Source organism: Stutzerimonas sp. KH-1, assembly GCF_054483855.1.
On record NZ_CM137011.1, the window covers coordinates 2,772,230 to 2,789,646 of the forward strand.

Genomic DNA, 17,417 nt, shown 5'->3' on the forward strand with positions numbered 1-17,417 from the left:
GTTAGAGAATCTCCTCGACGCTCTTGCCACGCTTGGCTGCCACGGATTCGGGCGACTGCATGGCCTTCAGGCCCTTGAAGGTGGCATGCACAACGTTCACCGGATTGGTAGAGCCGTAGCACTTGGCCAGAACGTTCTGAACACCAGCAACTTCCAGCAGCGCACGCATGGCGCCACCGGCAATCACACCAGTACCTTCGGAGGCTGGCTGCATGTATACCTTGGAAGCACCATGCGCAGCCTTGGTTGGGTACTGCAGGGTAGTGCCATTCAGGTCGACCTGGATCATATTGCGGCGAGCCGCTTCCATGGCCTTCTGGATGGCAGCCGGCACTTCGCGGGACTTGCCACGGCCGAAGCCAACACGACCCTTTCCGTCTCCAACGACAGTCAGAGCGGTGAAGGTGAAGATACGGCCACCCTTTACGGTTTTTGCGACGCGGTTAACTTGAACCAGCTTCTCGATGTAGCCTTCGTCGCGCTTTTGCTCGTTATTTGCCATAACTTAGAACTCCAGCCCGCCTTCACGAGCAGCATCGGCCAGTGCCTTGACACGACCGTGGTACTTGAAGCCAGAACGGTCGAATGCAACCTGCGTTACACCAGCGGCTTTTGCACGCTCGGCAACCAGCTCGCCAACTTTCTTGGCCGCGTCGACATTGCCAGTGGCGCCATCACGCAATGCTTTGTCCAAGGTAGAGGCGCTGGCCAGAACCTTGCTGCCGTCGGCCGAAATGACCTGGGCGTAGATGTGCTGCGAAGAGCGATAGACGCACAGACGCACGGCTTCGAGCTCGTGCATTTTCAGGCGTGCTTTGCGAGCGCGACGCAGTCGAGTAACTTTTTTGTCGGTCATTTGCTATGCCCTACTTCTTCTTGGCTTCTTTACGACGGACAACTTCATCCGCGTAACGAACGCCCTTGCCCTTATAAGGTTCAGGGCGACGGAAATCGCGAATCTCCGCGGCGACCTGACCAACCAGTTGCTTATCGACACCCTTGATCAGGATCTCGGTCTGGTTCGGGGTTTCGGCGACCACACCTTCCGGCAACGCATAGTCGATCGGATGGGAGAAACCGAGCGCGAGGTTCAGCACCTGACCCTTGGCTTGCGCCTTGTAACCTACACCAACCAGCTGAAGCTTGCGCTCGAAGCCCTGGCTGACGCCGATCACCATGTTGTTGACCAGCGCACGAGTGGTACCAGCCATGGCGCGAGTCTGCTGATCACCGTTACGACCGGCAAAGCGCAGCTCGCCGGATTCTTGGATCACTTCCACAGACGGATGAACATTCAGTTCGAGAGCGCCTTTTGCGCCCTTCACCGAAAGCTGCTGACCGGACATCTTGATTTCGACGCCAGCAGGCAGCTTGACGGGGTTCTTAGCAACGCGAGACATGCTTATCCCCCCTTAGAACACAGTGCAAAGCACTTCGCCGCCAACACCAGCAGCGCGAGCAGCACGATCAGTCATCACACCCTTGTTGGTGGAGACGATCGACACGCCCAGGCCACCGCGTACTTTCGGCAACTGGTCAACGGACTTGTACTGGCGCAGGCCAGGACGACTTACGCGCTTGAGCTCTTCGATGACCGGACGGCCTTCGAAGTACTTCAGCTCGATGGACAGCTGCGGCTTGGCATCACCGCTGACCTGGTATCCCGCGATATAGCCTTCACCCTGAAGAACATTGGCTACAGCCACCTTCAGCGTGGAAGACGGCATGCTTACGACGGACTTCTCGGCCATCTGGGCATTACGGATACGAGTTAGCATGTCCGCTAACGGGTCCTGCATACTCATGGGCTCTTAGCTCCTAAAACAAAAAAATAAGCCTTAACGGCTCGTGTCGCCAATGGACAAACCCGGCAAAGTGCGAGGCTCAGGCGAGCCGAACATTCTAGAGAGTCGCCATAAACGAATCAAGCCCCACAGGGGGCTTGATCGAAAAACAAACAGGACCCGAAGGTCCTGTTGCTCTGTTACCAGCTGGCCTTGACCAGGCCCGGCACGTCACCGCGCATTGCGGCCTGACGCAGCATGTTGCGCGCGAGGCCGAACTTGCGATAGACGCCGTGCGGACGACCAGTCAGACGGCAGCGGTTGCGCAGGCGCGAAGCGCTGGCGTCACGAGGCTGCTTCTGCAGTGCGACCTGAGCTTCCCAGCGCGCTTCCGGAGAGGACTCCGGGCTTGCGATGATTGCCTTCAGTGCCGCACGCTTCTGGGCGAACTTGGCGACCGTTTGCTGACGCTTCAGCTCACGGTTCTTCATGCTTTGCTTAGCCATGTGCCTACTCCAATCAGTTACGGAACGGGAAGTTGAAGGCACGCAGCAAAGCGCGACCTTCTTCATCCGTCCGGGCAGTGGTGGTCAGAGTGATGTCCAGACCACGCAGGGCATCGATCTTGTCGTAATCGATCTCCGGAAAGATGATCTGCTCTTTCACGCCCATGCTGTAGTTGCCACGTCCATCAAAGGACTTGGCGTTCAGGCCGCGGAAATCACGTACGCGCGGCAGGGAAATGGAGAGCAGACGATCCAGGAACTCGTACATACGCTCACGACGCAGCGTCACCTTGACACCGATCGGCCAGCCTTCGCGGACCTTGAAGCCAGCGATGGACTTGCGAGCATGAGTGACCACGACCTTCTGGCCGGTAATCTTTTCCAGGTCAGCGACAGCGTTGTCGATGATCTTCTTGTCACCGATCGCCTCGCCAATACCCATGTTGAGGGTGATCTTGGTAATGCGCGGAACTTCCATCACGTTCTTAAGCTGAAGCTCTTCCTTCAGCTTGGGCGCGATTTCCTTCCGATAAACTTCTTTTAGTCGTGCCATGGTTATCTACCTAGCAGTCTCAAGCGTCAACCGGCTTCTGGGTCGACTTGAAGACACGAATTTTCTTGCCTTCTTCAACCTTGAAGCCAACACGGTCTGCCTTGTTGGTTTCGCCGTTGAAAATGGCGACGTTAGAGACGTGCAAAGGCGCCTCTTTCTCGACGATACCGCCCTGAACGCCGGACATCGGGTTCGGCTTGGTATGGCGCTTGACGAGGTTGATCCCACCGACGACCAGACGGTCGTCAGCGAGCACCTTGAGCACCTTACCGCGCTTGCCCTTGTCTTTGCCGGCGATGACGATGATCTCGTCGTTGCGACGAATCTTTTGCATGCGGCTACTCCTTACAGCACTTCAGGGGCGAGCGAGACGATCTTCATGAACTTCTCTGTACGAAGCTCACGCGTCACCGGCCCAAAGATACGGGTGCCGATAGGCTCTTGCTTGTTGTTCAACAGAACAGCAGCGTTGCCATCGAAGCGGATGATGGAACCATCGGGACGACGGACACCATGGCGGGTACGAACCACAACAGCGGTCATAACCTGGCCTTTCTTGACCTTGCCACGAGGAATCGCTTCCTTGACGGTAACCTTGATAATGTCGCCGATGCCGGCGTAACGACGGTGCGAACCGCCGAGCACCTTGATACACATGACGCGACGAGCGCCACTGTTATCAGCCACATCGAGCATGGATTGAGTCTGAATCATATAATTTCTCCGACCCCTAGCCCTTAGACTTCGACGGCACGTTCAACGACGTCAACCAGCATCCAGGTCTTGGTCTTGGCCAGCGGACGAGTCTCGCGGATGGTGACCTTGTCGCCGATACGGCACTGGTTGGTTTCGTCGTGGGCGTGCAGTTTGGTCGAACGCTTCACGTATTTGCCGTAGATCGGGTGCTTCACGCGACGCTCGATCAGTACGGTGATGGTCTTGTCCATCTTGTCGCTGACGACGCGGCCGGTCAGCGTGCGGACGGTTTTCTGAGCTTCAGCCATGATCACTTACCTGCCTGCTGGTTGAGCACAGTCTTGACACGAGCGATGTCGCGCTTGACTTGCGAGAGCAGGTGAGACTGCCCCAACTGGCCAGTCGCTTTCTGCATACGCAGATTGAACTGGTCCCGCAGCAGCTCGAGCAGTTGCTCGTTCAGCTGCTCAACGGATTTTTCACGAAGTTCATTCGCTTTCATCACATCACCGTCCGCTTAACAAAGGAGGTGGCGAGCGGCAGCTTTGCAGCGGCCAGGGCGAAAGCCTCACGCGCCAGCTCTTCGGAAACACCCTCGATCTCGTAAAGCACCTTGCCCGGCTGAATCTGGGCTACCCAGTACTCGACGCTACCCTTACCTTTACCCATACGAACTTCGAGGGGCTTCTTGGTAACGGGCTTGTCGGGGAACACGCGGATCCAGATCTTACCGCCACGCTTGACGTGACGAGTCAGCGCACGACGTGCAGCCTCGATCTGACGCGCGGTCAGACGACCACGAGAAACAGACTTCAGCGCGAACTCGCCGAAGCTGACCTTGCTACCGCGCTGAGCCAGACCACGGTTGTGGCCGGTCATCTGCTTGCGGAATTTTGTACGCTTGGGTTGCAACATTTGGCGTACCCCTTACTTAGCAGCTTTTTTACGAGGAGCAGGCGCTTGAGGCTTGAGCTCTTCATGGCGACCACCAATCACTTCGCCTTTGAAGATCCACACCTTGACACCAATCACACCGTAGGTGGTGTGCGCTTCGTAAGTGTTGTAATCGATATCGGCACGCAGGGTGTGCAGCGGCACACGACCTTCGCGATACCACTCGGTACGGGCGATTTCAGCCCCACCCAGACGACCACTGACCTGGATCTTGATGCCCTTGGCACCAATGCGCATGGCGTTCTGTACGGCGCGCTTCATGGCGCGACGGAACATCACGCGACGCTCCAGCTGCTGAGCTACGCTCTGTGCAACCAGCATTGCGTCGAGCTCCGGCTTGCGGATCTCTTCGATATTGATGTGCACCGGCACACCCATTTGCTTGGTCAGGTCCTGACGCAGCTTCTCAACATCTTCACCTTTCTTGCCGATCACGATGCCGGGACGAGCGGTGTGGATGGTGATGCGTGCGGTTTGAGCCGGGCGATGGATATCGATACGGCTTACGGACGCGCTTTTTAGTTTGTCTTGGAGGTACTCACGCACGTTCAGATCTGCAAGCAGATAGTCTGCATACGTGCGGCCGTCTGCGTACCAGACGGAGGTGTGCTCCTTGACGATTCCCAGGCGAATGCCAGTGGGATGTACTTTCTGACCCATCTGATCGACTCCGTTACTTGTCCGCAACCTTGACAGTGATATGGCAAGACCGCTTGACGATGCGATCAGCGCGGCCCTTGGCACGCGGCATGATGCGCTTAAGCGAACGCCCCTCGTTGACGAAGACCGTGGAGACTTTCAGATCATCCACATCGGCGCCTTCGTTGTGCTCGGCGTTGGCAACGGCCGACTCCAGCACTTTCTTCATGATCTCGGCGGCTTTCTTGCTACTGAAAGCCAGGAGGTTGAGCGCGTCGCCCACCTTCTTCCCGCGGATCTGGTCGGCGACCAGGCGGGCTTTCTGGGCGGAGATGCGAGCGCCCGACAACTTAGCGGCTACTTCCATCTTTCCTTACCCCTTAGCGCTTGCCTTTCTTGTCCGCGACGTGCCCGCGATAAGTGCGGGTAGCAGCGAACTCGCCGAGTTTGTGGCCGACCATGTCTTCGGACACCAGGACCGGGACATGTTGACGACCGTTATGTACAGCGATGGTCAGACCGACCATTTGCGGCAGGATCATCGAACGGCGCGACCAGGTCTTGACTGGCTTGCGATCGTTCTTTTCCACCGCCGCTTCGACCTTCTTCAGTAGGTGAAGATCGATAAAAGGACCTTTTTTCAGAGAACGCGGCACTGTCGTATCCCTCTAGTTACTTGCGACGACGGACGATCATGTTATCGGTGCGCTTGTTAGTGCGGGTCTTCGCGCCCTTAGTCGGGAAGCCCCATGGCGACACCGGATGACGACCACCGGAGGTACGACCTTCACCACCACCGTGCGGGTGATCGACCGGGTTCATCGCGACACCACGAACGGTCGGACGAATGCCCTTCCAGCGCTTGGCACCGGCTTTACCCAGCGAACGCAGGCTATGCTCGGAGTTCGAGACCTCGCCCAGGGTCGCACGGCACTCAGCCAGCACTTTGCGCATCTCGCCGGAACGCAGACGCAGCGTCACGTAGGAACCCTCGCGAGCGACCAGCTGAGCCGAAGCACCAGCTGAACGAGCGATCTGAGCGCCCTTGCCCGGCTTGAGCTCGACACCGTGAACGGTAGAACCCAGCGGGATGTTACGCAGCGGCAGGCTGTTACCAGCCTTGATCGGAGCATTGATGCCCGAGACCAGCTGATCGCCAGCGCTCACGCCTTTCGGCGCGATGATGTAGCGACGCTCACCGTCGGCATACTTCAGCAGCGCGATGTGCGCAGTACGGTTCGGATCGTATTCGATGCGCTCGACGATGGCCGGAATGCCATCCTTGTTGCGACGAAAATCGACCAGACGATAGTGCTGCTTATGACCACCACCAATGTGGCGGGTGGTGATACGACCGTTGTTGTTACGGCCGCCAGACTTCGACTTCTTCTCGAGCAGCGGTGCGTAAGGAGCGCCTTTGTGCAGCTCCTGATTGACCACCTTGACCACAAAACGGCGGCCCGCGGAAGTCGGTTTGCATTTAACGATTGCCATGATGCACCCCTTCCTTACTCAGCACTGCCGGAGAAATCGAGATCTTGGCCTGGCTGAAGAGCGATGTACGCCTTCTTCCAGTCGTTGCGCTTGCCCAGACCGCGAGCGGTGCGCTTGGTCTTACCCTGTACATTCAGGGTGTTGACCGCGGCGACCTTCACGTCGAACAGGCTCTCAACAGCCTTCTTGATTTCCAGCTTGGTTGCGTCGGTCGCAACCTTGAAAACGAATTGCTTCTTGCTGTCAGCCAGCACGGTAGCCTTCTCAGAGACGTGCGGACCAAGCAGGACTTTGAATACGCGTTCCTGGTTCATCCCAGCAGCTCCTCGAATTTCTTCACAGCCGACACGGTGATCAACACCTTGTCATAGGCGATCAGGCTGACCGGATCGGAACCCTGAACGTCACGTACGTCGACATGCGGCAGATTGCGCGCAGCGAGGTACAGGTTCTGATCGACAGCATCGGAAACGATCAGCACGTCGCTCAGACCCATACCATTGAGCTTGCTAGCAAGCGCCTTGGTCTTCGGGGCCTCGACGGCGAAATCTTCTACGACAACCAGACGCTCGGAGCGAACAAGCTCAGCAAGGATGGAACGCAGCGCAGCGCGATACATCTTCTTGTTCAGCTTCTGCTCATGGTTCTGCGGACGAGCAGCGAAAGTCACACCACCGCCACGCCAGATCGGACCACGCGTGGTACCGGCGCGCGCGCGACCGGTGCCCTTCTGGCGCCACGGACGCTTGCCGCCACCGGACACGTCGGAGCGGGTTTTCTGCTGCTTGCTACCCTGACGACCGCCAGCCATGTAGGCGACGACAGCCTGGTGCACCAGCGTCTCGTTGAACTCACCACCAAAGGTGCGATCGGAGACTTCGATGGCCTGTGCGCCATTTACATTCAATTGCATGTGAACTCCCCCTTAACCGCGAGCCTTGGCGGCCGGACGCACGAACACGTCACCACCGGTGGCGCCGGGCACTGCGCCCTTGACCAACAGCAGGTTACGCTCGGCATCGACGCGCACGATTTCCAGAGACTGCACGGTTACGCGCTCGGCGCCCATGTGCCCGGACATCTTCTTGCCCTTGAATACACGACCTGGAGTCTGGCACTGACCGATAGAGCCCGGGACGCGGTGGGATACGGAGTTACCGTGGGTATTGTCCTGACCACGGAAGTTCCAGCGCTTGATGGTACCGGCAAAGCCTTTACCCTTGGACTGACCGGTGACATCCACCAGCTGCCCCGCCTGGAAAATCTCGGCATTGATCTGATCACCAACCTGGAACTCCTCGCCATCCAGGCGGAATTCCCAGACGCCACGACCAGCAGCAACGTTCGCCTTGGCGAAGTGACCGGCCTGAGCCTTGGTGACACGGGACGCGCGACGCTCACCGACAGTGACCTGCACTGCACGATAGCCATCGCTCTCTTCATTTTTGAACTGAGTGACGCGATTCGGCTCGATCTCGATGACCGTAACCGGAATAGAGACACCATCCTCGGTGAAAACGCGGGTCATGCCGCATTTACGACCGACTACACCAATAGTCATTTTGAAACCTCTTGAGTGTACGGGGCTTTCACCCGCTATGGCCGCCCATTTCAGAGCGTTACACGACTAAAACTCTCAGGTTTTAGCCGAGGCTGATCTGCACTTCCACACCAGCCGCAAGATCGAGCTTCATCAGCGCATCGACGGTTTTGTCGGTCGGCTGAACGATGTCCAGCACACGCTTGTGGGTTCGGATTTCATACTGATCGCGCGCGTCTTTGTTGACGTGCGGAGAAACCAGCACAGTGAACCGCTCTTTGCGGGTTGGCAGCGGAATCGGACCACGCACCTGAGCACCAGTACGTTTCGCGGTTTCCACGATTTCCTGGGTTGATTGATCGATCAGGCGATGGTCAAAAGCCTTCAACCGAATACGGATTTGTTGGTTTTGCATTTTGACCTCAGACTCCAAGTAGCCACCCTACCAGGCGCAATACCCCCGGTAAAAGGAGGCGCAATTGTACGGATGCGCCCATAGGGTGTCAATAAATGATCAATAATAGAAAAGGGCCCCCGAGGGGGCCCTTTTCATCATCGTCAAATATTACTCGACGATCTTGGCAACCACGCCGGCACCAACGGTACGACCACCTTCGCGAATTGCGAAGCGCAGGCCGTCTTCCATGGCGATCGGCTTGATCAGGGTAACAACCATTTTCACGTTGTCGCCCGGCATCACCATCTCAACGCCTTCCGGCAGTTCGCACGAACCGGTCACGTCAGTGGTACGGAAGTAGAACTGCGGACGATAGCCCTTGAAGAACGGGGTGTGACGACCACCTTCTTCCTTGGACAGAACGTACACTTCAGCTTCGAACTTGGTGTGCGGCTTGATGGTGCCCGGCTTGGCCAGCACCTGACCACGCTCGACGTCATCACGCTTGGTGCCACGCAGCAGGACGCCGCAGTTCTCGCCAGCACGACCTTCGTCCAGCAGCTTGCGGAACATTTCCACGCCGGTGCAGGTGGTCTTGGTGGTCGGACGCAGACCAACGATCTCGATCTCTTCCTGGACCTTGACGATACCGCGCTCAACACGACCAGTTACAACGGTACCGCGGCCGGAGATCGAGAACACGTCTTCGATCGGCATCAGGAACGGCTTGTCGATAGCGCGAACCGGCTCAGGGATGTAGGTATCCAGAGTCTCGACCAGCTTCTTGACCGCAGTGGTGCCCAGCTCGTTGTCGTCTTCACCGTTCAGCGCCATCAGCGCAGAACCGATGATGATCGGAGTGTCATCACCCGGGAAGTCGTAGGTGGACAGCAGGTCGCGAACTTCCATTTCGACCAACTCGAGCAGCTCGGCGTCGTCGACCATGTCAGCCTTGTTCAGGAACACGACGATGTACGGAACGCCTACCTGACGGGACAGCAGGATGTGCTCGCGGGTCTGCGGCATGGGGCCGTCAGCAGCCGAGCAAACCAGGATCGCACCGTCCATCTGGGCAGCACCGGTGATCATGTTCTTCACATAGTCAGCGTGACCCGGGCAGTCAACGTGCGCGTAGTGACGGACATTGGAGTCGTACTCTACGTGAGCGGTGTTGATGGTGATACCGCGAGCCTTCTCTTCCGGCGCGCTATCGATCTTGTCGAAGTCGACACGAGCGGAGCCGAAAACCTCGGAGCACACGCGAGTCAGAGCAGCAGTCAGAGTGGTCTTGCCATGGTCGACGTGACCAATGGTGCCGACGTTGACGTGCGGTTTGTTACGTTCGAATTTTTCCTTAGCCACGACAGTAAACCTCTTACTTAAAGGGCTGAATCAACCTTGTTTTTTAACGAGCGTTTCGACGATGTTCGCCGGAGCCTCAGCGTATTTGGAGAATTCCATGGAGTAGCTCGCGCGACCCTGAGACATGGAACGAACGTCGGTCGCATAACCGAACATCTCTCCGAGCGGAACCTCGGCACGGATTACCTTGCCGGAGACCGAGTCTTCCATACCCTGAATCAGACCACGACGACGGTTCAGGTCACCCATCACATCGCCCATGTAGTCTTCAGGGGTCACCACTTCGACCTTCATGATCGGCTCGAGCACCTTGCCGCCACCCTTCTGGGCCAGCTGCTTGGTAGCCATGGAAGCCGCCACCTTGAACGCCATCTCGTTGGAGTCGACGTCATGGTAGGAACCATCGAACACGGTCGCCTTCAGGCCGATCAGCGGATAACCGGCGACTACGCCGTTCTTCATCTGCTCTTCGATACCCTTCTGGATCGCCGGGATGTATTCCTTCGGAACCACACCACCAACGACTTCGTTGGTGAACACCAGACCTTCGGTGATGTTGCCCTTGTCGTCCACGTCCGGAGTCGAGAAGCGAATCCAGCAGTGACCGAACTGACCGCGACCACCGGACTGACGAACGAACTTGCCTTCGATCTCGACATTGTCCTTGGTGATGGTTTCGCGGTAGGAAACCTGCGGCTTGCCGATGTTGGCCTCGACGTTGAACTCGCGCTTCATGCGGTCAACGAGGATGTCCAGGTGCAGCTCGCCCATACCGGAGATGATGGTCTGGCCGGTTTCCTCATCGGTCTTGACGCGGAACGACGGGTCTTCCTGGGCCAGCTTGCCCAGCGCGATACCCATCTTCTCCTGGTCAGCCTTGGTCTTCGGCTCGACGGCAACCGAAATAACCGGCTCCGGGAAGTCCATGCGCTCGAGGATGATCGGCTTCTCGATCGAGCAGAGGGTGTCACCAGTGGTGACGTCCTTCATACCAATCAGAGCGGCGATGTCACCAGCGCGGCATTCCTTGATCTCTTCACGCTGGTTGGCGTGCATCTGCACCATCCGACCTACGCGCTCCTTCTTGCCCTTGACCGAGTTCATTACCGAGTCGCCAGAGGCGAGAACACCGGAATAAACACGGGTAAAGGTCAGCGTGCCAACGAACGGGTCGGTCGCGATCTTGAAGGCCAGCGCAGAGAACGGCTCGTCATCACTTGCATGACGCTCGTCAACCTGCTCCTCGTTATCCGGGTTGACACCCTGGATAGCCGGAATCTCGGTCGGCGCAGGCAGGAACTCGATCACGGCATCGAGAACCAGCGGCACACCCTTGTTCTTGAAGGAGGAACCGCAGACTGCAGGAACAATTTCGCAGGCGATGGTGCGCTGACGCAGACCAGCCTTGATCTCGTCGACGGACAGCTCGCCCTCTTCGAGATACTTGTTCATCAGCTCTTCGTTGGCCTCGGCCGCAGCCTCGACCATGTTGGAGCGATACTCTTCAGCCATGGCCTGCAGCTCCGCAGGAATCTCTTCCTCGCGGTAGGTGGTTCCCTTGTCGTCATCGTTCCAGTAGATGGCCTTCATCTTGATCAGATCGATCTGACCTTCGAAGTTCTCTTCGGAACCGATAGCAAGCTGAACCGGCACCGGGGTGTGACCCAGACGCTGCTTGATCTGACCGACGACGCGCAGGAAGTTGGCGCCCTGACGGTCCATCTTGTTGACGTAGACGATACGCGGAACGCCGTACTTGTTGGCCTGACGCCATACGGTTTCGGACTGCGGCTCGACACCGGAGGTACCGCAGAACACGACGACAGCACCGTCGAGAACGCGCAGGGAGCGCTCCACTTCGATGGTGAAGTCAACGTGGCCGGGGGTATCGATGACGTTTACGCGATAGTTGTCGTACTGACCGCGCGAACCCTGCCAGAAGGTCGTTACAGCTGCAGAAGTGATGGTAATACCACGCTCCTGCTCCTGCACCATCCAGTCGGTGGTCGCCGCACCGTCATGCACTTCACCCATCTTGTGGCTGAGGCCGGTGTAAAACAGAATCCGCTCCGTGGTGGTAGTCTTGCCCGCGTCGACGTGAGCACAGATACCGATGTTACGGTAACGGTTGATAGGGGTAGTACGGGCCACAATAAGGTCCTCGTAAAAGTTGCGCTTGATTTAGAAGCGATAGTGCGAGAAGGCCTTGTTGGCTTCAGCCATACGGTGCACGTCTTCGCGCTTCTTGACCGCAGCGCCTTTACCTTCAAAAGCATCCAGCAGCTCGCCAGCAAGGCGCAGCGCCATGGATTTTTCGCCACGCTTGCGCGCAGCATCTACCAGCCAGCGCATGGCCAGCGCGTTACGACGGGAAGGACGAACTTCGACCGGAACCTGGTAGGTAGCACCACCTACACGGCGGGACTTGACTTCGACCAGCGGAGCGATGGCATCGAGTGCTTTTTCGAAGACTTCCAGGGGATCGCTGTTCTTGCGCTCCTTCACCTTGTCCAAGGCACCATAAACGATACGCTCGGCAACGGCCTTCTTGCCGCTCTCCATTACGTGGTTCATGAACTTGGCCAGGATCAGACTTCCGTATTTCGGATCGTCCAGAATCTCGCGCTTGGCTGCTACACGACGTCTTGGCATTGATAAGCCCTCAAACGGTCTTCAGGTTAGCTCGGAACGGTAACGCTCAGGTTACGCCCGACCTTACTCTTATCGACTCAAATAAATAGAAATGCTGATTACTTCGGACGCTTGGCGCCGTATTTGGAGCGACCCTGCTTGCGGTCCTTCACGCCGGAGGTATCCAGCGAACCGCGCACGGTGTGGTAACGCACACCCGGAAGGTCCTTTACACGACCGCCACGGATCAGCACTACGCTGTGCTCTTGCAGGTTATGACCTTCACCACCGATATAGGAGGCGACTTCATAGCCGTTGGTCAGACGAACACGGCACACCTTACGCAGTGCGGAGTTCGGTTTCTTCGGCGTGGTGGTGTACACACGGGTGCACACGCCACGACGCTGCGGGCAGTTTTGCAGCGCAGGGACGTCGCTCTTCTCGACGACCCGCTTGCGCGGCTGACGTACCAGCTGGTTGATAGTTGCCATCTACTAGCTCCACTGTTGTCTTTCGACACAAACGAAAAATGGCAGGGCACGAAGCCCCGCCAATTTAGGGGTACGAGAGTCTAAAGAGCTTCTCGCCCACCGTCAAGGCAGGCCCCGGCTTGCGACCGGGGCCTGGCACTCTCAATTGCCGCTGGAGTTCAGCGCTTCGGTCAGCGCCGCTTCGACTTCATCGGCACTCACGCGAACCGGCTTCTCGGCGTCACGCTTGCGCTTGCGCTCGCTGTGATAGGCCAGACCGGTACCGGCCGGAATCAGACGACCCACGACCACGTTTTCCTTCAGCCCGCGCAGGTAGTCGCGCTTGCCGGTGACGGCCGCCTCGGTCAGCACACGGGTGGTCTCCTGGAAGGAGGCCGCGGAAATGAACGACTCTGTCGACAGCGAGGCTTTGGTGATACCCAGCAAGACACGCACGTACTTGGCGACGAACTTGTCCTCTTCGCTCAGGCGCTCGTTCTCTTCCAGCACCTGGGTCAGTTCCATCTGGTCACCCTTGATGAAGCTGGAATCTCCCGACTCGGTGATCTCGACCTTGCGCAGCATCTGCCGCAGGATCGTCTCGATGTGCTTGTCGTTGATCTTCACGCCCTGCAGGCGGTAAACGTCCTGGATCTCGTTGACGATGTAGCGTGCCAGCGCACTGACACCCAGCAGACGCAGGATGTCGTGCGGGTTGCTCGGACCGTCGGAGATTACTTCACCCTTGTTCACCTGTTCGCCTTCGAAGACGTTGAGGTGACGCCACTTCGGAATCAGCTCCTCGTACGGATCACTGCCGTCGGTCGGAGTGATGACCAGACGACGCTTGCCCTTGGTTTCCTTGCCGAAGGAAATCGTACCGCTGATTTCCGCCAGGATGGACGGCTCCTTCGGACGACGCGCTTCGAACAGGTCGGCAACGCGCGGCAGACCACCGGTAATGTCGCGGGTTTTCGAGGTTTCCTGCGGGATACGTGCGATGACGTCACCCACGTTGATCTCGGCACCGTCAGCCACACCGACCAGCGCGTTAGCCGGCAGGAAGTACTGAGCCGGTACGTCGGTACCCGGCAGCAGCAGTTCCTTGCCACTGGCATCGACCATCTTGATGGCCGGACGAATGTCCTTGCCAGAGGCCGGACGATCCTTCGGATCCATCACCTCGATGTTGGTCAGACCGGTCAGCTCGTCAGTCTGGCGCTTGATGGTGATGTTCTCCTCCATACCGACGAAGGTCACGATACCCTTCATCTCGGTCACGATCGGGTGGGTGTGCGGATCCCATTTGGCAACCACGGCGCCAGCGTCGACCTTGTCACCTTCCTTCACGGAAATCACGGCACCGTACGGCAGCTTGTAGCGCTCGCGCTCACGACCGAAGTCGTCCGCCACGGCCAGCTCGCCGGAACGAGACACGGCCACCAGCGCGCCATCGGCACGTTCGACGTGCTTCAGGTTATGCAGGCGGATGGTACCGCCGTTCTTCACCAGCACGTTGTCGACGGCCGAGGTACGGCTCGCCGCACCGCCGATGTGGAACGTACGCATGGTGAGCTGAGTACCCGGCTCACCGATCGACTGGGCAGCGATAACGCCGACCGCCTCGCCGATGTTGACCTGATGCCCGCGGGCCAGATCGCGCCCGTAGCACTTGGCACAGATGCCGTAGCGGGTTTCACAGGAGATCGGCGAGCGCACGATCACTTCGTCGATGCTGTTCAGCTCGATGAAGTCGACCCACTGCTCGTCGATCAGCGTACCCGCTGGGACCAGCACGTCATCAGTGCCCGGCTTGAGCACGTCACGTGCGATCACACGACCCAGTACGCGCTCACCGAGCGGCTCAACCACATCGCCACCTTCGATATGCGGCGTCATGTGCAGGCCCTGCTCGGTGCCGCAATCGATTTCGGTAACTACCAGATCCTGCGCGACGTCGACCAGACGACGCGTCAGGTAACCGGAGTTCGCGGTCTTCAGAGCGGTATCCGCCAGACCCTTACGAGCACCGTGCGTGGAGATGAAGTACTGCAGTACGTTCAGACCCTCACGGAAGTTCGCGGTGATCGGCGTCTCGATGATGGAGCCGTCCGGCTTGGCCATCAGGCCACGCATACCGGCGAGCTGGCGAATCTGAGCCGCGGAACCCCGCGCACCGGAGTCGGCCATCATGTACATCGAGTTGAACGAGTCCTGCTCGGCCTCGTTGCCTTCACGGTCGATGACCTTCTCTTTCGAGAGGTTGGCCATCATCGCCTTGGAGACTTCGTCGTTGGCCTTGGACCAGAGGTCGATCACCTTGTTGTACTTCTCGCCCTGGGTAACTAGGCCGGAGGCGTACTGCGATTCGATTTCCTTCACTTCTTCGGTGGCCGCATCGATGATGCGCGCCTTCTCGTCCGGGATGACGAAATCGTTCACACCGATCGAAACACCGGAGATGGTCGAGTAGGCGAAGCCGGTGTACATCAGCTGGTCGGCAAAGATGACGGTATCCTTCAGACCAACGGTGCGGTAGCACAGGTTGATCAGCTTGGAGATCGCCTTTTTCTTCATCGGCTGGTTGACGACGTCGAACGACATCCCTTCCGGCACGATCTGGAACAGCAGCGCGCGGCCGACGGTGGTGTCGACGATGCGGGTGTTCTTGGTGATGCTGCCGTCGCGATCCTTGATGGTCTCGTTGATACGCACCTTGACCCGGGCGTGCAGCGAGGCCTCGCCGGCGCGGAACACGCGGTCGACTTCCTGCAGGTCAGCGAACACGCGACCTTCGCCCTTGGCATTGATGGCTTCACGGGTCATGTAGTACAGACCCAGAACCACGTCCTGCGACGGCACGATGATCGGCTCGCCGTTGGCCGGCGAGAGGATGTTGTTGGTCGACATCATCAGCGCGCGCGCTTCCAGCTGGGCTTCCAGCGTCAGCGGCACGTGCACGGCCATCTGGTCACCGTCGAAGTCGGCGTTGTACGCCGCACAGACCAGCGGGTGCAGCTGGATCGCCTTGCCTTCGATAAGCACCGGCTCGAACGCCTGGATACCCAGACGGTGCAGCGTCGGCGCGCGGTTGAGCAGCACGGGATGTTCGCGAATCACTTCGGCGAGAACGTCCCAGACTTCCGGCAGCTCGCGCTCGACCATCTTCTTGGCCGCCTTGATGGTGGTGGCCATGCCGCGCATTTCCAGCTTGCCGAAGATGAACGGCTTGAACAGCTCGAGGGCCATCTTCTTCGGCAGACCGCACTGGTGCAGACGCAGGGTCGGGCCCACGGTGATCACGGAACGACCGGAGTAGTCCACGCGCTTGCCGAGCAGGTTCTGACGGAAACGACCCTGCTTACCCTTGATCATGTCGGCCAGGGATTTCAGCGGGCGCTTGTTCGAACCGGTGATGGCACGGCCGCGGCGACCGTTGTCCAGCAGCGCATCGACCGCCTCCTGCAGCATGCGCTTTTCGTTGCGCACGATGATGTCCGGCGCCGACAGGTCGAGCAGGCGCTTCAGACGGTTGTTGCGGTTGATCACGCGGCGATACAGATCGTTCAGATCCGAAGTCGCGAAACGACCGCCATCCAGCGGGACCAGCGGACGCAGATCCGGCGGCAGCACCGGCAGCACGGTCAGGATCATCCACTCCGGCAGGTTGCCTGAGCCATGGAAAGCCTCCATCAGCTTCAGACGCTTGGAGAGCTTCTTGATCTTGGTTTCCGAGTTGGTCTGCGGAATTTCCTCGCGCAGACGGCCAATCTCGTGCTCCAGGTCGATCTGGATCAGCAGCTCGCGAACAGCTTCGGCGCCCATGCGGGCGTCGAAGTCGTCACCGAATTCTTCCAGCGCCTCGAAGTACTGCTCGTCGTTCAGCAGCTGGCCTTTTTCCAGGGTGGTCATGCCCGGATCGATCACGACGTAGCTCTCGAAATAGAGCACGCGCTCGATATCGCGCAGGGTCATGTCCAGCAGCAGGCCGATACGGGACGGCAGCGACTTCAGGAACCAGATGTGGGCGACCGGCGAAGCCAGCTCAATGTGCGCCATGCGCTCGCGACGGACCTTGGCCAGCGCGACTTCCACGCCACACTTCTCGCAGATCACGCCACGGTGCTTGAGGCGCTTGTACTTGCCGCACAGGCACTCGTAGTCCTTGACCGGGCCAAAGATCTTGGCGCAGAAAAGACCGTCACGCTCGGGCTTGAACGTACGGTAGTTGATGGTCTCCGGCTTCTTCACTTCACCGAAGGACCAGGAACGGATCATCTCGGGGGACGCCAGGGCAATCTTGATGGCATCGAACTCTTCGATTTGACCCTGGTTTTTCAACAGATTCAGCAAGTCTTTCAAGGCCTTTCCTCCTCACGGACCTGCGGCAG

The 17,417-nt window shown here is 58.5% G+C and carries 24 protein-coding genes; all 24 read right to left on the reverse strand.

Annotated elements, in window-relative coordinates:
- Position 1: 1 nt before the first annotated feature.
- Complete coding sequence (gene rpsE, locus ACX1DW_RS13420; RefSeq protein ID WP_003293040.1) at positions 2–502, reverse strand: 30S ribosomal protein S5; 501 nt, start codon at positions 500–502, stop codon at positions 2–4.
- A 3-nt stretch (positions 503–505) separates the two neighbouring features.
- Positions 506–856, reverse strand: a complete 351-nt coding sequence (rplR, locus tag ACX1DW_RS13425) for a 50S ribosomal protein L18 (protein ID WP_003293038.1) — start codon at positions 854–856, stop codon at positions 506–508.
- Between the two features lie 10 nt (positions 857–866).
- Positions 867–1,400 carry a 50S ribosomal protein L6 gene (rplF, locus tag ACX1DW_RS13430; RefSeq protein WP_063544063.1) on the reverse strand — a complete coding sequence of 178 codons (534 nt, stop codon included), beginning with the start codon at positions 1,398–1,400 and terminating at the stop codon, positions 867–869.
- Between the two features lie 12 nt (positions 1,401–1,412).
- On the reverse strand, positions 1,413–1,805 hold the full coding sequence (gene rpsH, locus ACX1DW_RS13435; RefSeq protein WP_003293036.1) for a 30S ribosomal protein S8: 393 nt from the start codon (positions 1,803–1,805) through the stop codon (positions 1,413–1,415).
- 179 nt (positions 1,806–1,984) lie between these two features.
- Complete coding sequence (rpsN, locus tag ACX1DW_RS13440) at positions 1,985–2,290, reverse strand: 30S ribosomal protein S14 (protein ID WP_014821629.1); 306 nt, start codon at positions 2,288–2,290, stop codon at positions 1,985–1,987.
- 13 nt (positions 2,291–2,303) lie between these two features.
- Positions 2,304–2,843: a 50S ribosomal protein L5 gene (gene rplE, locus ACX1DW_RS13445; RefSeq protein ID WP_102840420.1), complete on the reverse strand. Its 540-nt coding sequence runs from the start codon at positions 2,841–2,843 to the stop codon at positions 2,304–2,306.
- Positions 2,844–2,862: 19 nt separating this feature from the next.
- Positions 2,863–3,177 carry a 50S ribosomal protein L24 gene (rplX, locus tag ACX1DW_RS13450; RefSeq protein ID WP_003304067.1) on the reverse strand — a complete coding sequence of 105 codons (315 nt, stop codon included), beginning with the start codon at positions 3,175–3,177 and terminating at the stop codon, positions 2,863–2,865.
- An 11-nt stretch (positions 3,178–3,188) separates the two neighbouring features.
- A complete protein-coding gene (gene rplN / locus ACX1DW_RS13455) occupies positions 3,189–3,557 on the reverse strand; it encodes a 50S ribosomal protein L14 (RefSeq protein WP_003281831.1) in 369 nt (122 codons plus the stop codon).
- A 23-nt stretch (positions 3,558–3,580) separates the two neighbouring features.
- Entirely contained in the window at positions 3,581–3,847 is a 267-nt protein-coding gene (gene rpsQ, locus ACX1DW_RS13460; protein ID WP_003281832.1) for a 30S ribosomal protein S17, read from the reverse strand.
- 2 nt (positions 3,848–3,849) lie between these two features.
- Positions 3,850–4,041 (reverse strand): 50S ribosomal protein L29, encoded by a 192-nt coding sequence (rpmC, locus tag ACX1DW_RS13465; RefSeq protein ID WP_003281834.1) that lies wholly within the window; start codon positions 4,039–4,041, stop codon positions 3,850–3,852.
- Positions 4,041–4,454: a 50S ribosomal protein L16 gene (rplP, locus tag ACX1DW_RS13470; protein ID WP_003281836.1), complete on the reverse strand. Its 414-nt coding sequence runs from the start codon at positions 4,452–4,454 to the stop codon at positions 4,041–4,043. Before rplP ends, rpmC begins: the two co-directional genes overlap by 1 nt.
- A gap of 12 nt (positions 4,455–4,466) precedes the next feature.
- Complete coding sequence (gene rpsC, locus ACX1DW_RS13475) at positions 4,467–5,153, reverse strand: 30S ribosomal protein S3 (RefSeq protein WP_003289210.1); 687 nt, start codon at positions 5,151–5,153, stop codon at positions 4,467–4,469.
- 13 nt (positions 5,154–5,166) lie between these two features.
- On the reverse strand, positions 5,167–5,499 hold the full coding sequence (rplV, locus tag ACX1DW_RS13480) for a 50S ribosomal protein L22 (protein ID WP_003304070.1): 333 nt from the start codon (positions 5,497–5,499) through the stop codon (positions 5,167–5,169).
- A 13-nt stretch (positions 5,500–5,512) separates the two neighbouring features.
- Positions 5,513–5,788 carry a 30S ribosomal protein S19 gene (gene rpsS / locus ACX1DW_RS13485; protein WP_003293029.1) on the reverse strand — a complete coding sequence of 92 codons (276 nt, stop codon included), beginning with the start codon at positions 5,786–5,788 and terminating at the stop codon, positions 5,513–5,515.
- Between the two features lie 16 nt (positions 5,789–5,804).
- Positions 5,805–6,626, reverse strand: coding sequence for a 50S ribosomal protein L2 (rplB, locus tag ACX1DW_RS13490; protein ID WP_063544057.1), 822 nt, complete (start codon positions 6,624–6,626; stop codon positions 5,805–5,807).
- A 14-nt stretch (positions 6,627–6,640) separates the two neighbouring features.
- Positions 6,641–6,940, reverse strand: coding sequence for a 50S ribosomal protein L23 (rplW, locus tag ACX1DW_RS13495; protein WP_003281842.1), 300 nt, complete (start codon positions 6,938–6,940; stop codon positions 6,641–6,643).
- The gene (gene rplD, locus ACX1DW_RS13500; RefSeq protein ID WP_049326038.1) at positions 6,937–7,539 is read right to left on the reverse strand and encodes a 50S ribosomal protein L4; all 603 of its coding nucleotides are present in this window, start codon (positions 7,537–7,539) and stop codon (positions 6,937–6,939) included. Before rplD ends, rplW begins: the two co-directional genes overlap by 4 nt.
- 12 nt (positions 7,540–7,551) lie before the next feature.
- On the reverse strand, positions 7,552–8,187 hold the full coding sequence (gene rplC, locus ACX1DW_RS13505; RefSeq protein WP_063544055.1) for a 50S ribosomal protein L3: 636 nt from the start codon (positions 8,185–8,187) through the stop codon (positions 7,552–7,554).
- Positions 8,188–8,269: 82 nt separating this feature from the next.
- Positions 8,270–8,581 carry a 30S ribosomal protein S10 gene (gene rpsJ / locus ACX1DW_RS13510; protein ID WP_003186070.1) on the reverse strand — a complete coding sequence of 104 codons (312 nt, stop codon included), beginning with the start codon at positions 8,579–8,581 and terminating at the stop codon, positions 8,270–8,272.
- A 150-nt stretch (positions 8,582–8,731) separates the two neighbouring features.
- Positions 8,732–9,925, reverse strand: coding sequence for an elongation factor Tu (gene tuf / locus ACX1DW_RS13515; RefSeq protein ID WP_063544037.1), 1,194 nt, complete (start codon positions 9,923–9,925; stop codon positions 8,732–8,734).
- Positions 9,926–9,955: 30 nt separating this feature from the next.
- The gene (gene fusA, locus ACX1DW_RS13520; protein ID WP_063544051.1) at positions 9,956–12,076 is read right to left on the reverse strand and encodes an elongation factor G; all 2,121 of its coding nucleotides are present in this window, start codon (positions 12,074–12,076) and stop codon (positions 9,956–9,958) included.
- 30 nt (positions 12,077–12,106) lie between these two features.
- Positions 12,107–12,577: a 30S ribosomal protein S7 gene (rpsG, locus tag ACX1DW_RS13525; RefSeq protein ID WP_041110229.1), complete on the reverse strand. Its 471-nt coding sequence runs from the start codon at positions 12,575–12,577 to the stop codon at positions 12,107–12,109.
- 98 nt (positions 12,578–12,675) lie between these two features.
- The gene (rpsL, locus tag ACX1DW_RS13530) at positions 12,676–13,047 is read right to left on the reverse strand and encodes a 30S ribosomal protein S12 (protein WP_003280832.1); all 372 of its coding nucleotides are present in this window, start codon (positions 13,045–13,047) and stop codon (positions 12,676–12,678) included.
- 141 nt (positions 13,048–13,188) lie between these two features.
- On the reverse strand, positions 13,189–17,388 hold the full coding sequence (rpoC, locus tag ACX1DW_RS13535; RefSeq protein ID WP_102840419.1) for a DNA-directed RNA polymerase subunit beta': 4,200 nt from the start codon (positions 17,386–17,388) through the stop codon (positions 13,189–13,191).
- Positions 17,389–17,417: the final 29 nt, after the last annotated feature.

Excerpts from the sequence above, each read along its gene's own strand:
- rpsE (WP_003293040.1), bottom strand. The coding sequence starts at position 502 with ATGGCAAATAACGAGCAAAAGCGCGACGAAGGCTACATCGAGAAGCTG.
- rplR (WP_003293038.1), bottom strand. The coding sequence starts at position 856 with ATGACCGACAAAAAAGTTACTCGACTGCGTCGCGCTCGCAAAGCACGC.
- rplF (WP_063544063.1), bottom strand. The coding sequence starts at position 1,400 with ATGTCTCGCGTTGCTAAGAACCCCGTCAAGCTGCCTGCTGGCGTCGAA.
- rpsH (WP_003293036.1), bottom strand. The coding sequence starts at position 1,805 with ATGAGTATGCAGGACCCGTTAGCGGACATGCTAACTCGTATCCGTAAT.
- rpsN (WP_014821629.1), bottom strand. The coding sequence starts at position 2,290 with ATGGCTAAGCAAAGCATGAAGAACCGTGAGCTGAAGCGTCAGCAAACG.
- rplE (WP_102840420.1), bottom strand. The coding sequence starts at position 2,843 with ATGGCACGACTAAAAGAAGTTTATCGGAAGGAAATCGCGCCCAAGCTG.
- rplX (WP_003304067.1), bottom strand. The coding sequence starts at position 3,177 with ATGCAAAAGATTCGTCGCAACGACGAGATCATCGTCATCGCCGGCAAA.
- rplN (WP_003281831.1), bottom strand. The coding sequence starts at position 3,557 with ATGATTCAGACTCAATCCATGCTCGATGTGGCTGATAACAGTGGCGCT.
- rpsQ (WP_003281832.1), bottom strand. The coding sequence starts at position 3,847 with ATGGCTGAAGCTCAGAAAACCGTCCGCACGCTGACCGGCCGCGTCGTC.
- rpmC (WP_003281834.1), bottom strand. The coding sequence starts at position 4,041 with ATGAAAGCGAATGAACTTCGTGAAAAATCCGTTGAGCAGCTGAACGAG.
- rplP (WP_003281836.1), bottom strand. The coding sequence starts at position 4,454 with ATGTTGCAACCCAAGCGTACAAAATTCCGCAAGCAGATGACCGGCCAC.
- rpsC (WP_003289210.1), bottom strand. The coding sequence starts at position 5,153 with ATGGGTCAGAAAGTACATCCCACTGGCATTCGCCTGGGAATCGTCAAG.
- rplV (WP_003304070.1), bottom strand. The coding sequence starts at position 5,499 with ATGGAAGTAGCCGCTAAGTTGTCGGGCGCTCGCATCTCCGCCCAGAAA.
- rplB (WP_063544057.1), bottom strand. The coding sequence starts at position 6,626 with ATGGCAATCGTTAAATGCAAACCGACTTCCGCGGGCCGCCGTTTTGTG.
- rplW (WP_003281842.1), bottom strand. The coding sequence starts at position 6,940 with ATGAACCAGGAACGCGTATTCAAAGTCCTGCTTGGTCCGCACGTCTCT.
- rplD (WP_049326038.1), bottom strand. The coding sequence starts at position 7,539 with ATGCAATTGAATGTAAATGGCGCACAGGCCATCGAAGTCTCCGATCGC.
- rplC (WP_063544055.1), bottom strand. The coding sequence starts at position 8,187 with ATGACTATTGGTGTAGTCGGTCGTAAATGCGGCATGACCCGCGTTTTC.
- rpsJ (WP_003186070.1), bottom strand. The coding sequence starts at position 8,581 with ATGCAAAACCAACAAATCCGTATTCGGTTGAAGGCTTTTGACCATCGC.
- rpsG (WP_041110229.1), bottom strand. The coding sequence starts at position 12,577 with ATGCCAAGACGTCGTGTAGCAGCCAAGCGCGAGATTCTGGACGATCCG.
- rpsL (WP_003280832.1), bottom strand. The coding sequence starts at position 13,047 with ATGGCAACTATCAACCAGCTGGTACGTCAGCCGCGCAAGCGGGTCGTC.